Annotated in this window: 12 protein-coding genes; 11 read left to right on the top strand and 1 reads right to left on the bottom strand. The window is 67.2% G+C overall.

What is annotated here, in order from left to right; translation table 11 throughout:
- Positions 1-71 precede the first annotated feature (71 nt).
- The 6 genes from KW835_RS00745 (at position 72) to accD (ending at position 7,444) form a co-directional block, all read left to right on the top strand.
- Positions 72-2,711: a FimV/HubP family polar landmark protein gene (locus KW835_RS00745; protein ID WP_255593167.1), complete on the top strand. Its 2,640-nt coding sequence runs from the start codon at positions 72-74 to the stop codon at positions 2,709-2,711.
- A gap of 49 nt (positions 2,712-2,760) precedes the next feature.
- The gene (truA, locus tag KW835_RS00750) at positions 2,761-3,582 is read left to right on the top strand and encodes a tRNA pseudouridine(38-40) synthase TruA (protein ID WP_218380377.1); all 822 of its coding nucleotides are present in this window, start codon (positions 2,761-2,763) and stop codon (positions 3,580-3,582) included.
- On the top strand, positions 3,579-4,367 hold the full coding sequence (locus KW835_RS00755; protein ID WP_255593168.1) for a phosphoribosylanthranilate isomerase: 789 nt from the start codon (positions 3,579-3,581) through the stop codon (positions 4,365-4,367). Before truA ends, KW835_RS00755 begins: the two co-directional genes overlap by 4 nt.
- Positions 4,345-5,622 (top strand): tryptophan synthase subunit beta, encoded by a 1,278-nt coding sequence (gene trpB / locus KW835_RS00760; protein WP_218380378.1) that lies wholly within the window; start codon positions 4,345-4,347, stop codon positions 5,620-5,622. Before KW835_RS00755 ends, trpB begins: the two co-directional genes overlap by 23 nt.
- Positions 5,619-6,452 carry a tryptophan synthase subunit alpha gene (trpA, locus tag KW835_RS00765; protein ID WP_218380379.1) on the top strand — a complete coding sequence of 278 codons (834 nt, stop codon included), beginning with the start codon at positions 5,619-5,621 and terminating at the stop codon, positions 6,450-6,452. The genes trpB and trpA overlap by 4 nt, the downstream gene beginning before the upstream one ends.
- Before the next feature lie 119 nt (positions 6,453-6,571).
- Complete coding sequence (accD, locus tag KW835_RS00770) at positions 6,572-7,444, top strand: acetyl-CoA carboxylase, carboxyltransferase subunit beta (protein WP_218380380.1); 873 nt, start codon at positions 6,572-6,574, stop codon at positions 7,442-7,444.
- A gap of 146 nt (positions 7,445-7,590) precedes the next feature.
- Here the strand turns inward: accD and KW835_RS00775 are convergent, their stop codons facing one another.
- The gene (locus KW835_RS00775; RefSeq protein ID WP_218380381.1) at positions 7,591-8,148 is read right to left on the bottom strand and encodes a YggT family protein; all 558 of its coding nucleotides are present in this window, start codon (positions 8,146-8,148) and stop codon (positions 7,591-7,593) included.
- A gap of 352 nt (positions 8,149-8,500) precedes the next feature.
- Between KW835_RS00775 and KW835_RS00780 the strand changes: the two genes are divergently transcribed.
- The 5 genes from KW835_RS00780 to KW835_RS00800 are packed head-to-tail and all read left to right on the top strand — an operon-like array spanning position 8,501 to position 13,978.
- The gene (locus KW835_RS00780; RefSeq protein ID WP_218380382.1) at positions 8,501-9,142 is read left to right on the top strand and encodes an LON peptidase substrate-binding domain-containing protein; all 642 of its coding nucleotides are present in this window, start codon (positions 8,501-8,503) and stop codon (positions 9,140-9,142) included.
- A 55-nt stretch (positions 9,143-9,197) separates the two neighbouring features.
- Positions 9,198-11,120, top strand: coding sequence for a nucleoside-diphosphate sugar epimerase/dehydratase (locus KW835_RS00785; RefSeq protein ID WP_218380383.1), 1,923 nt, complete (start codon positions 9,198-9,200; stop codon positions 11,118-11,120).
- A complete protein-coding gene (locus KW835_RS00790) occupies positions 11,117-12,349 on the top strand; it encodes a lipopolysaccharide biosynthesis protein (protein WP_218380384.1) in 1,233 nt (410 codons plus the stop codon). Before KW835_RS00785 ends, KW835_RS00790 begins: the two co-directional genes overlap by 4 nt.
- On the top strand, positions 12,333-12,914 hold the full coding sequence (locus KW835_RS00795) for an acyltransferase (protein ID WP_218380385.1): 582 nt from the start codon (positions 12,333-12,335) through the stop codon (positions 12,912-12,914). Before KW835_RS00790 ends, KW835_RS00795 begins: the two co-directional genes overlap by 17 nt.
- Positions 12,911-13,978 carry a glycosyltransferase gene (locus KW835_RS00800; protein WP_218380386.1) on the top strand — a complete coding sequence of 356 codons (1,068 nt, stop codon included), beginning with the start codon at positions 12,911-12,913 and terminating at the stop codon, positions 13,976-13,978. The genes KW835_RS00795 and KW835_RS00800 overlap by 4 nt, the downstream gene beginning before the upstream one ends.
- Position 13,979: the final 1 nt, after the last annotated feature.

Raw genomic sequence — 13,979 nt, forward strand, 5'->3', positions numbered from 1 at the left:
GGGACCAGACCATGACAAAAAAAGCACCGCTCGTCCGAGCCGCAAAAAATCCTCATCAGTTGTTGGCAAACATGCATCGTTGGAAATTCTCTGTCCTGGCCGCTGCGGCCGTGGCGTCGGCCGGCTTCTACGCCACTGACGCATCCGCGTTGGCGCTGGGGCGCATCACTGTGCAGTCTGCCCTGGGCGAGCCACTTCGCGCTGAAATCGACCTGCCCCAGATCACTCCCGCCGAAGCAGATACGCTGCGTGCCACGGCAGCGACACCCGAAGTCTTCCGCGCACAGGGCATGGAATACACGCAGGCCATGACCAGCCTGCAAATCCAGCTGCAACGCCGCCCCGACGGGACTGCCGTGCTGCGCCTGTCCAGCACCCGCCCCGTGAATGACCCCTTCCTCGACCTGGTGCTGGACGCCAACTGGGGCTCGGGCCGCATCGTGCGCAGCTACACCATGCTGTTCGACCCGCCCGCCCTGCGCCGCCCTGCGCCGTCGGTCACGGCATCACCGCAGATCTCTGCCCCCACCCCGCCAGCGCCCGCGGTGCGTGCACCGATTACACCCCGCGCGAGCGAGCCGGCTGAAGCCGCCCCACCGCCATCCCCCCGCCCGGCCGCAGCACCCCGCGCCACCCCGGCCGAGGGCGTCACCGTGCAATCCGGCGACACTGCAGGCCGCCTGGCCAACGCCTACCGTCCCGCCGGCGTGTCGCTCGACCAGATGCTGGTCGCCATGATGCGCGCCAACCCCGACGCGTTCATCCAGGGCAACGTCAACCGCCTGAAGGCGGGCGCGGTTCTGCAGATGCCCAGCGAAAGCGCGGCACAGGCCACGCCAGCGCCCGAGGCACGCCAGATCCTGGCAGCCCAGTCCCGCGACTTCAACGAGTTCCGCCGCAAGCTGGCGGGAGCAGCTCCATCGACCGCAGTCGCTGCAGCCGAACGCTCTGCATCGGGCTCGGTGCAGACCCGCGTCGAAGACAAGAAGCCTGCCACTGCGGCCCCCGACAAGCTCACCCTGTCCAAGGGCTCTGTCAAGGGCCAGAAGGCAGCGGAAGACCAGGTCGCCAAGGACAAGCAGGCCGGCGAAGCCGCCACGCGGATGGCCGAGTTGTCCAAGAACATCACGGACCTGAACAAGCTGGGCGCCGCGTCCGCCCCGGCAGGCGCTTCCACCACGCCAGCGGCAGCACCCGCTGCTGCAGCCGCCAGCACGCCCGCTACCGTGGCCGTGCAGACGCCCGCAGTGCCTGCCACGCCAACCGCCCCCGCTGCGCCCGAAACAACAGCCTCGGCACCGGCCGATGCCCCGGCAGCGACAGCCAGTGCGCCGATGGACACGGCCGTTCCCGCAGAGGCTGCATCGGACCCGGCATCGGCACCGGCCTCCGCGCCTGCGCGGGCTCGCCCCCCCGTTGTGGCTCCCGCTCCTGCGCCCGCCGAGGAATCCAGCTTCCTGTCCGGCATCATGGACGATCCTATCCTCCCCTTGGCCGGTGGCGGCCTGCTGGCACTGCTGCTGGGCTATGGCGCGTACCGCGTGGTGCAGCGCCGCCGCCAGAACGCCGGCGTCGACAGTTCGTTCCTTGAAAGCCGCATCCAGCCCGACTCGTTCTTCGGTGCCAGCGGCGGCCAGCGCGTCGACACGGCCAATAGCGAAATGACGACAGGCTCATCCATGGCCTACTCTCCCAGCCAGCTGGATGCCGGCGGCGACGTGGACCCGGTGGCCGAAGCAGACGTGTACCTGGCCTACGGCCGTGACCTGCAGGCCGAGGAAATTCTCAAGGAAGCCATCCGCCACAACCCGGCCCGCGTGTCTGTGCATGTGAAGCTCGGCGAAATCTACGCCAAGCGCCAGGACCGCAAGGCCCTGGAAGCCGTGGCAGGCGATGTGTTCAAGCTCACGCAGGGCGAAGGTCCCGACTGGAACCGCATCGCTGAACTCGGCCGTGACCTGGACCCCGACAACCGCCTGTACCAACCCGGCGGTCGTCCTGGCATGCTGGAAGACGAGTCTCCATCGCTGCCGCCTGGCGGCTTCCCCAGCACCTTCACAGGCGCCACCGGCGGGGCCGCCGCCACGGCAGCGCTTCCACCCGACCTGGATCTGGACCTGGACCTCGACCTGCCCGATGACGCACTGACCGATGCGCCCGCTGCGGCGCCTGGCGGCTTTGCCGCCGCGGCTGCGGCCGCCGCGGCCGGCAGCGCCGCCGCAGCGTCCCGCGACGAGCCTTCGACACTGCGCTCGGGCCTGGAGATGCCAGACCTGCCATCGGCCAGCGCACCGTCCTGGACCCCCCCTGAACCGGCATCCACCCCGGTGACGGCAGCGCCACCCGTGGCCGACCTGGACTTCCCCAGCGTGGACGACCTGTCCATGGCACCCTCGGGTCCTGTACCGTTGTCGCGTGATGCGCAGGATTCAAGCCCCATGGAATTCGACTTGGGGGACCTGTCGCTCGACCTGAACGCACCTTCCACGCCCATGGCCGCGCCCGCACCCAAGGCCGCTCCAGCACCGACACCCCTGGACGACCTCGCGGTTTCCCAGGACGACCCGCTGGCCACCAAGCTGGCCCTGGCCGAGGAATTCAACGCCATCGGCGACACCGATGGTGCACGCACGCTGATCGAAGAAGTGGTGGCCGAGTCCAGCGGCGCGCTCAAGACCCGCGCCCAGCGCATGCTGGCCGAACTGGGCTGATGCAGCCGGGTTCACTCACGGCGCGCGCTCCCCAGACCCAGGCCGCCCGATGACACGGGTTGCTCTGGGTGTCAGCTACAACGGCCAGACTTACAGCGGCTGGCAAAGCCAGCTGTCTGGCAACACCATACAGGACAAACTCGAAGCGGCTCTGGGCCGCTTTGCCACGCACCCTGTGAGCACGCTGTGCGCCGGCCGCACCGATGCCGGCGTGCACGGGCTGATGCAGGTAGTGCATTTCGACACGGATCTGGACCGCACACCTTCCTCCTGGGTGCGCGGCACCAACACCTTTTTGCCCCCGGACATCGCCGTGCAATGGGCACAGCACGTGCCCGAAAGCTTTCACGCCCGCGCGAGCGCCGTGGCAAGGCGCTATGCCTACGTGCTGCTGCAGTCGCCGGTGCGGCCCAGCGTGGACGCAGGGCGCGTGGGCTGGGTGTACCACCCGCTCGACCACGATGCCATGCGGCAGGCCGCGCACCATCTGCTGGGCGAGCACGATTTCACGTCGTTCCGGGCGTCGGCCTGCCAGGCCAAGTCGCCTGTGAAGACGCTGCAGCGCATCGACATTTCACGCCGCGGGCTCGGGGAACCTCACCCGGAGCTGGGCTGGAGCTCCTGCTATTGGCGCTTCGAATTCGAGGCCAACGCCTTCCTTCACCACATGATCCGCAACATCATGGGTTGCCTGATCGCGGTGGGCCAGGGCAACCAGCCGTCCGGCTGGATCCAGCAGGTGCTGGCAGCGCGGTCCCGCGATGCCGCCGCACCAACCTTCTCTCCGGATGGCCTGTACTTCCAAGGCCCGGTCTACGACGCCACCTGGGGCTTGCCCAAGCGCACGGCTGCGTATGATTGGCTGCCATGACGACACCCGCTTCCAGCCCCCGGCCCACCCACCCTGCTGCCGTGGCGCAACCCGCGGCCCGCACCCGCATCAAGATCTGCGGCCTCACACGCGAGCAGGACGTGGATGCAGCAGTGGCTGCAGGGGCGGACGCCATCGGTTTTGTTCTGTATGCCCCCAGCCCGCGCGCGGTCACACCAGCCCGCGCGGCCGAACTGGCGCGGCGCTTGCCTCCGTTCGTGACACCAGTGCTGCTGGTCGTCAACGAATCTGCTAGCAATGTTATAGCTGCAAGCGACCTGGTGGCGGGCGCCACCATCCAATTTCATGGTGATGAGACACCCGAGGACTGCCTGGCAGCCACCGCCCGCGGCGCAAGGCCCTACCTGCGTGCGGCACGGATTCCCCTCGGAGATGGAGCGGCCCGCTTTGACCTCGTAAAATACGCCCACGATTACTCCCACGCCCAAGCCATCCTGCTCGACGCCCATGTCGAGGGGTACGGCGGCGGCGGCAAGGCATTCAATTGGTCACTCCTTCCACCAAGCGTCAGCTCTCACCTCGTTTTGTCTGGTGGACTCACGCCTGCAAACGTGACCGATGGCATTTTGCAAGTCCGCCCGCGTTGCACCACGCTGGCGGTTGATGTCAGCTCCGGCGTCGAGGCCACCGATCCGAACAGCCCCGATGGCAAGCCCCTGAAGGGCATCAAGGACGCCGGAAAGATCCAACGGTTCATCGCCGCCGTGCGCGCGGCCGATGCCCAACTTGCAAAGAACCCTCATGAATTCCTATCAGCAACCTGATTCCTCAGGCCATTTCGGCTCCTACGGTGGCAGCTTCGTCAGCGAAACACTCACCCACGCCATCCAGGAGCTGCGCGATGCCTACGCCCGCTACCAGAGCGACCCCGAGTTCCTGACCGAATTCGAGTACGAGCTCAAGCACTTCGTGGGCCGCCCTTCCCCGGTCTACCACGCCGCCCGCACCAGCCGAGAGCTGGGCGGTGCGCAGATCTACCTCAAGCGCGAAGACCTCAACCACACAGGCGCCCACAAGATCAACAACGTGATCGGGCAGGCCATGCTGGCACGCCGCATGGGCAAGCCGCGCGTGATCGCCGAGACGGGTGCGGGCCAGCACGGCGTGGCCACCGCCACCATCTGCGCGCGCTATGGCCTTGAATGCGTGGTCTACATGGGCAGCGAGGACGTCAAGCGCCAGAGCCCCAACGTGTTCCGCATGAAGTTGCTGGGCGCCACCGTGGTGCCGGTCGAGTCGGGCAGCAAGACGCTCAAGGACGCGCTGAACGAAGCCATGCGCGACTGGGTGGCCAATGTGGACAACACCTTCTACATCATCGGCACCGTGGCCGGCCCGCACCCCTATCCGATGATGGTGCGCGACTTCCAGAGCGTGATCGGCAAGGAGGCCATCGGGCAGATGCCTGCCATGCTGGCCGAGCAGAAGATCGCGGCCGCGCAGCCCGACGCCGTGATCGCCTGCGTGGGCGGCGGCAGCAACGCCATGGGCATCTTCCACCCCTACATTCCGTTCGAGAAGACGCGCCTGATCGGCGTGGAGGCGGCCGGCGAAGGGCTCGATAGCGGCAAGCACTCCGCATCGCTGCAGCGTGGCAGCTCCGGCGTGCTGCATGGCAACCGCACCTTCATCCTGCAGGACGCCAACGGACAGATCACCGAAACCCACAGCATCAGCGCGGGCCTGGACTACCCGGGCGTGGGGCCCGAGCATGCCTGGCTGCAGGAGATCGGTCGCGCCGAATACGTGGGCATCACCGATCAGGAAGCGCTTTCGGCCTTCCACCACCTGTGCCGCACCGAAGGCATCATCCCGGCGCTCGAATCGAGCCATGCCTTTGCCTACGCCCTCAAGCTCGCGCCCACCATGCGGCCCGACCAGGCCATCCTGGTCAACCTCTCGGGACGGGGCGACAAGGACATCGGCACCGTCGCCGACCTGTCCGGCGAAGATTTCTATGACCGCCCTTCCATGCGCGGCCTGACCGTCAAGGGCGCCCCAGGAGACGCCAAGCCATGAGCCGTATCCAGACCACTTTCGAACAGCTGAAAGCCCAGGGCCGCAAGGCGCTGATCCCCTACGTCACCGCCGGTTTTCCGTTTGCCGACATCACGCCGGCCCTCATGCACGGCATGGTGGAGGCCGGCGCCGACGTGATCGAGCTGGGCGTGCCCTTCTCGGACCCCATGGCAGACGGCCCCGTGATCCAGAAGGCGGGAGAAAAGGCCCTGGGCCTCGGCGTAGGCATGGTGCAGGTGCTCGACCATGTGCGCGAGTTCCGCAAGCGCAACACCACCACGCCCGTGGTGCTGATGGGCTACGCGAACCCTGTGGAGCGCTATGACCAAGTCCACGGCAATGCGCACGGCCAGTCTGGCAGTCAGAGCGCGTTCGTGCGCGATGCCGCCGAAGCCGGCGTCGACGGCGTGCTCATCGTGGACTACCCGCCCGAGGAATGCGAAGCCTTCGCGGCCGACCTGCGCGCCCACGGCATGGACCTGATCTTCTTGCTGGCCCCCACCAGCACCCAGGAGCGCATGGCCCAGGTGGCACGCGTGGCCAGCGGCTACGTGTACTACGTGTCGCTCAAGGGCGTGACCGGATCGGGCGCGCTCGACACATCGGCCGTGGAACAGATGTTGCCGCGCATCCGCGAGCATGTGAGCATTCCCGTGGGCGTGGGCTTCGGCATCCGCGACGCGGCCACGGCCCAGGCGATCGGCAGGGTGGCGGACGCCGTGGTCATCGGCAGCCGCATCATCCAGTTGATCGAAGACCAGGAGCACGCCAAGGTGGTGCCCCTGACCATCGACTTCCTGCGCGGCATCCGAAAGGCCCTGGACGCCTAGACGCATAATGCAGCCCGGCGCGCCGCTCCCCTGAAGGGCGGCGCGCCAAAGATTCCACCCGGCCTGCCCCTGGCGCAGAAAGCGCCCCGGCAGGCCGAGCCATTGAAGAGGAGAACACCATGTCCTGGCTCGAAAAACTTCTGCCCTCCAAGATCCAGCAGACCGACCCCACCGAGCGCCGCCAGGTGCCCGAAGGCCTGTGGACCAAGTGCCCGAGCTGCGAAACGGTGCTCTACAAGACCGACCTGGAGCAAAACCAGAACGTCTGCCCCCACTGCAGCCACCACCACCGCATTGGCGCCCGCGCGCGCCTGAATGCGTTTCTGGACGCCGAAGGCCGCTACGAGATCGGCCAGGAAGTGCTGCCCGTGGACGCCCTCAAGTTCAAGGACAGCCGCAAGTACCCCGAGCGCCTGAAGGAAGCCCTGGAGAACACGGGCGAGACTGACGCCCTCATCGTCATGGGCGGCGCGGTCAAGAGCATCAACGTGGTGGCTGCGTGCTTCGAGTTCGACTTCATGGGCGGCTCCATGGGCTCCGTGGTGGGCGAACGTTTCGTGCGCGGCGTGGAAACCGCCATCGAGCAGAAGGTGCCCTTCATCTGCTTTACCGCCACCGGCGGCGCCCGCATGCAGGAAGGCCTGCTGTCGCTGATGCAGATGGCCAAGACCAATGCAGCCCTCACCCGCCTGGCCAAGAAAGGCCTGCCTTACATCAGCGTGCTGACCGACCCGACCATGGGCGGCGTGAGTGCCGGCTTCGCCTTCGTGGGCGACATCGTGATCGCCGAGCCCAAGGCCCTGATCGGCTTTGCCGGCCCGCGCGTGATCGAGTCCACCGTGCGCGTGACCTTGCCCGAAGGCTTCCAGCGCGCCGAGTTCCTGCAGACCAAGGGTGCCGTGGACTTCATCTGCGACCGCCGCGAACTGCGCAGCACGGTAGCCAGCAGTCTGGCCATGCTGCAACGCCTGCCGGCCGACGCCGTCATGTAATACACGCAGTACCACTCGGCACGGCACAGCAAAAAGGGGCTGGGCGCTTGGCGCCCAGCCCCTTTTTATTTCTCAGCAGTTCATTTTTGATAGCAGCTAGCGCTCACCAGTCAAGCACTGGAGACGATTTTTGCCCTCAACAGCTCTCAGCGCATCACGCTGCCTTGCAGGTGACCCAGCACCATCATCACCACCTGCAGCAGCACCATGAGCACCAGGGGCGACAGGTCAAATCCGCCCAACAGCGGAATGATGCGGCGAACCGGGCGTAAAACCGGCTCGCACAGTCGGGCAATCACGTCCGAGAGCGGCGAGCGCGCCTGCACCCATGACATCACGACGTAGACGATCAACAGGCCGATCAGCCCGGACACCGCCACCCGCGCCAAGCCGAAGAGCGCCAGCACCGGCAACCAGGTCCACAACGACGAGCTCGCCAAGGCACTCAGCAACAGCGCGAGCAGCAGGTACTGCACCAGCTGGAACAGCACCGCTGCCACCAGACTCGACATATCCACGCGCCCCAAGGGCGGGATCAGCTTGCGCAGCGGCAGGATGATCCAGTCCGTGAGCGCGAAGACCAGCCCTCCCACGGGGTTCGAAAACGGAATGCGCTGCCATTGCATGTACAGCCGCAACAGGCACGCCCCTGTGAGCAGGCCACCGACAACGTCGAGCAAAAAAGAGGCAATCTGGTAGAGCATGGATGAGACAAAAACAGGCCAGCGACGCCGAAAGAACGCTGTGTCATGGGATGATAGCGACGTAGGGTGTTCCCCCATCGGTTTCAAGGATGGTGCTTCAGCACCGCCGCGACCGGCCAACCCGGGCAGGGCGACGCAAACGTTTGCACTGGCCGGCTACGCCATGCCGTTGTTGATTGAACGGCGCGAGTCCGAACCGAGGCATTCGGTATGCGAATACCGATGCCAGCTTCGGTGACATCCAAGCCGCCGAAGAACGTGTATCGGCCGCCCGCTCCACGCGATCTTCGGCTGTCCCTGGAACGCTCTTGAAAACCGACATGAACCTGCTGCCCTTCGTCATATCCGATTCATGACCCAGCCTCTCACACTGTCATCGCTGCCCCTTTTTCCGCTCGGCTCCGTGCTCTTTCCGGACGGGGTGCTGGCCTTGCGCGTGTTCGAGGTGCGCTACCTTGACATGGTGCGCAAATGCCAGCAGGCGGGCGCGCCCTTCGGCGTGGTGGCCCTGACGCAAGGACGCGAGGTGCGCCAGGCTGGCGCACCCGAAGAGCAATTCAGCGACGTAGGCACGCTGGCCGTCATCGAGCAGATCGATACGCCGCAGCCCGGTCTGATCACGCTGGTGTGCCGCGGCAGCCAGCGCTTTCGCATCACTCACCGGCAACTGCTGGCGCACGGGCTGTGGATTGCCGATGTGGACCATCTCGACCAGGACCTGGCCGTGCCCGTTCCGCCAGACCTGCACAAGGCCTCGACCGCCCTGGCGCAGGTGCTCCACACCCTGCATCAGCGGGACCCCGAAACGCCCACCGCCATCATCCCCACGGCAGCCCAGCTCGACGACTGCGGCTGGGTGGCCAACCGCTGGTGCGAGTTGCTGCCGGTCCCCCTGGAACTCAAGCAGCGCCTGATGGAACTGGACAACCCGCTGGTGCGGCTGGAATTGGTGGGCGACGTCCTGGAGCGCACCGGCATTGCACCCACGCAATGATGATGAGCGGCAAGACATCGGTCATCCGCCCACGCCGACATCCCTTCCTGCACCCATGCTGAGCCGCATCCTGGGCTGGTCCCGTGCAGCCAAGCGTCTGGTGGTCGTGGCCATGGATGTGTGCCTGGGGCTCGCAGCAATGTGGCTGGCCTTTACATTGCGGCTGGAAACCCCTCACTGGCCACAAGGCATGCAGTGGCTGGCCTACGCACTGGCACCAGCGCTCGCGTTTCCCATCTTTGCCAAGCTGGGGCTGTACCGGGCCATCTTCCGCTACACCGGCATCACGGCGCTCATCACCACGGGCAAGGCCGTCGCCATCTACGGCGCCTTGCTCCTGGCATGCCTGCTGGCTGCGCAATGGGAGGGAGTTCCCCGCAGCGTCGGCATCTTGCAGCCGCTGCTGTTCATGCTGCTGGTGGGTGCCAGCCGCGCTCTGGGCTGGCTGGCGCTGGCGGGCCGCAGCCGCCATGCGTCGTACCGCCTGTTGATCTACGGAGCAGGGAGCGCCGGGGCGCAGACGGCAGCAGGCCTGGGCAACATGCGCCAGTACCTGCTCAAGGGCTTCGTGGACGACGATGCCAGCAAGATCGGCCGCAGCATCAACGGCGTGCGCGTGCACTCACCCCAGGCCCTTGGCGGCGTGGTAAACCGGCTTGGCATCACCGACGTCCTGCTAGCGCTGCCCAGCACCACGCGCCAGCGCCGCCGCGAGATCATCGAAGGCATGCGGGACCTGCCCGTGCGCATCCGCACCTTGCCGGGCCTGTCGGACCTGGCCAGCGGCCGCGTCACGGTCACCGACTTCCAGGACCTGGAGATCGAAGATCTGCTCGGCCGCGAGCCCGTCGCGCCCGACCCCGGCCTGCTCGGCCGCAACCTCTCGGGCACCGTGGTGCTGGTGACTGGTGCCGGTGGAAGCATCGGCAGCGAACTGTGCAGGCAGATCGTGCGTGAGCAGCCTCGGCAACTGCTGCTGGTGGACCACAGCGAGTTTGCGCTCTACAGCATCCACCACGAACTGCAGGCGCTGGCACACCAGGGAGAACACGGCTGCGAGCTGGTGCCGCTGCTGGCGAACGTGACACACCGGGATCGCATGGCGGACATCTGCCGGCAGCACCGCCCCGCCTCAATCTACCACGCCGCCGCCTACAAGCACGTGCCCATGGTGGAGGCCAACGCGGGCGAAGGCATCCTGAACAACGTGTTCGGCACGCTGACCATGGTGCAGGTGGCCCTGGAACACGGTGCCAGCCATTTTGTGCTGGTGTCCACCGACAAGGCGGTGCGGCCCACGAACATCATGGGCGCCACCAAGCGCGTGGCCGAGATGGTGCTGCAGGCGGTCGCGGCATCAACGCACAGCCCCTTTGGCTATGCCGGAGGCGGCGAAGGCACGGAGGGCGCACCCTGGACATGCCGCACGCGATTTTCCATGGTGCGCTTTGGCAACGTGCTCGGGTCGAGCGGCAGCGTGATCCCGCTGTTTCGCCGGCAGATCGCCGCAGGCGGGCCCATCACGGTGACCCACCCCGACGTCACACGCTACTTCATGACCATCGCCGAAGCCGCCCAGCTGGTGCTGCAGGCCGGCGCCATGGCCGAAGGGGGCGATGTGTTTCTGCTCGACATGGGCGAGCCACTGCAGATCCTGGACCTGGCGCAGCGCATGGTGGCGCTGTCGGGCCTTACGGTGCGCGACGCGCAGCATCCTGCAGGCGATATCGAAATCGTTTTCTCCGGCCTGCGCCCTGGTGAAAAACTGTTCGAGGAACTCCTGATTGGCGACAACCCCTTGCCCACCGCCCATCCCCGCATCCTGCGGGCCTGCGAGGAGTACCGGCCCTGGGGTGACCTGCGCAGCCTGCTGAACGCTTTGCAGCACGCTGCGAACTCGGGAGACCGCAGCGCCATGACGGCCCTGCTGCAGCAACTGGTGCCCGGCTACCAACCCGAGGCCGCGGCCGCGCCATGAAGCCAGGGCTTGTGCGGGCGACGCTGACATTGCTCACGGGCAGCGTGGCAGCCCACGCCATCCCCTTGCTGCTGGGGCCTGCGCTCACGCGCCTGTATAGCCCCGAGGCCTACGGCCAGTTTGCGCTGCTGTGGGCGGTGTCCGCCAACATCGCGGTGGTCGCCTGTGCCAGGTACGAGTTCGCGCTGCCGCTGGAGACGAGCGATGAAGGCGCTGCCGAACTGATGGCGCTGTGCGCACGCATCCTGATGGCCGTCACGGCAGCATCGGCTGGCGTGGGTGCCGTCTTGGCGCTCTGGCGCGACCTGCCGCTGGCATGGAGCCTGCCCCTGGCCGTGGCGGCGGGCGGCGCCATGCAGTGGCTCACCATGTGGGCCACGCGCTCCCAGCTGTTCGGGCTGCTGGCGCTGGCCAGGCTGTTGCAGCAAGGGGGCGGCGCCATCGCGCAGCTGCTGCTGGGCCTGCTGAAGATGGGTCCGACGGGGCTGATGCTGGGGTCTGCCGCCACCGCGCTGGGCGCCGCGTGCCTGCTGGCGCGCCCAGCACCGGCGGGGGGCTGGGCAGCACTGTGGCGCATGCCGAGGCAGGCACTGACCGACGCCGCGCGGCGGCATAGCGACTTCCCGCTGCTCAACACGCCCCACGCATTTCTAGGGGCACTGCAAGACACGCTCACGCTGGTGCTTGTGGCGACCCTGACCGGTGACGCGTCTGCGGGCGTCTGGGCGCTGGCATTGCGCTATCTGAAGGCTCCGGCGACGCTGGTGGGCGGGGCCTTGTCGCAAACCCTGTATCCACGCCTGCTCCAGGCCCCAGGAGATGGCCAAGCGCGTGCCATCGTCCGGCGTGCCATGCTGGGGCTGGCGGCCATCGCGCTGCCGCTGGCGGCCGTGCTGATGCTCGCCGGCCCCCAGGTCTTCCATCTGGCATTCGGCGACCAGTGGACACAAACCGGCGAGCTCGCCCGCGCGATGGCGCCCTACATCGCCCTGCATTTCATCGCGTCCCCGCTGGCGGTGGTGACCATGGCCTGGAAAGCCCAGGCCTGGGCGCTGCGCCTGGCGCTGGCCGGACAATGTCTGTTCTTTGCGGGCCTCGTGCCCGGACTCTGTCTGGGCGGTCTCAGCGGCGCCGGGTGGGGCATTTCGGCCAGCATGCTGGCGTACTTTGGCTACTATTTCTGGGCCCTGGCGAACTGGAAGGACATCCCCCATGAGAGCGCTGCTTAACCGCTGGCGCCGCAGCCTCTGGCAGGCGCTTTTCTACCGCATGGTGTTCGGCGAACGCGACGCGGCTGGCCGCGCGCTTGCCCATACGCGCATAGCGCCCAGCACCTGCATCGAAGGCGCCGACGGTCTGCAGCTGTCCGACCACGTGTTCATCGGGCAGTTCAACTTCATCGACGCCACGGCCGGCCTGCATATCGGCGAGGGGGTCCAGGTGACCAACTTCGTGAGCATCGTGACCCACAGCTCCCACCGCGCCATCCGCCTGCTGGGGCGCAGCTACGCCACGTTCGATGGCGCCAAGCCCGGCTACATCAGCGCCCCTGTGCACATAGGGGCGTACAGCTTCATCGGCCCACACAGCCTGATCGAGGCAGGCTCGCGCCTGGGCAAGGGAGTGGTGGTGTGTGCCTACGCGCAGGTGCGCGGCGAGGTGCCTGACTTCGCCATCATGGCCGGCGCCCCGGCGCGCCAGATCGGCGACGTCCGCGAGCGTGACGCCCGACTGCTGGCGCAGTTTCCTGAACTGGTGCCGCGCTACGAAGCATGGGCAGGACGGCTGCCATGAAGCGCGCGGCACCTATCCACCTGTGCCTGTTCGGCGATGCAACCAGCCCGCACGTGCAGCGCTGGGCGCGCGAGATGCTGCTGCGCGGCTACAGGGTGTCTCTGATCACGGCACGGCCTGCGCCGGTCACCGGGGTGGAGGTGCGCGCGCTGCGGCCGGTGCGGCGCTCCAGCGACTGGCTCTTTCGCGTGCGCGAAGCGCAGCGCCAGGTGCGTGACTTGGCGCCCGACATCGTGCATGCCCACTACATCACGTCGTACGGCTACCTCGCGGCACGTTGCGACCGCCACCCTCTGGCAATGACGGCATGGGGCACCGACCTGCTGGTGACCCCGCTCAAGAGCCCGTGGATGCGCTGGCTGACAGGCTGGACGCTGCGCAAGGCAGACCTCATCACCGGCGACTCGGCCAGCCTGATGGGCGCTGTGGCGCGGTTCGGCCCTGCCTGTCCGGTCGAGGAAATCCACTGGGGCGTGGACCTGAATCGTTTTCGCCCTGTGCCCTGGAACAGCAAGCCCGCCGTGCAACTGGTGAGCCTTCGCGCCTGGGAACCCAACTACCGCATCGACACCATCGTTGACGCCTTCGGACAGTTGCGCGCGGGGCTGCCGCACCTGGACCTGCGCTTGCACCTGCTGGGCGGCGGCAGCCTCGAGGCGGCGTTGCGCCTGCAGGTCCACACCGCGGGCCTGCAAGGGTGCGTGCACCTGCACGGCCGGCTGGACGACGCAGGCATGGCGCGCGTGCTGGGCGACTGCAGGATCTCCATCTCGGTGCCTGACAGCGACGCCACGTCGGTCGCGGTGCTGGAAAGCATGGCCTGCGGACTGGCCGTCGTCGCCAGCGACTTGCAGGCCAACCGGCACTGGCTCGATCCGCAGTGGCTGGTCAATGCCGGCGACGCCGCAGCGCTGGCGGAGACCTTGCGAACGCTCATCACCAACGACGCCACGGCGCGGCTTGTGGGCGAGCGCAACGCTGCGCGCATCGCCAAGGACGGCGACCGGGCCATCCAGATGGACCGGGTGCATGCGCTCTATCAACAACTTGCAGGCGCACAGTGAA

Origin of the sequence: Acidovorax sp. sic0104, assembly GCF_019219095.1 — a bacterium.
Lineage (GTDB): Bacteria > Pseudomonadota > Gammaproteobacteria > Burkholderiales > Burkholderiaceae_C > Acidovorax.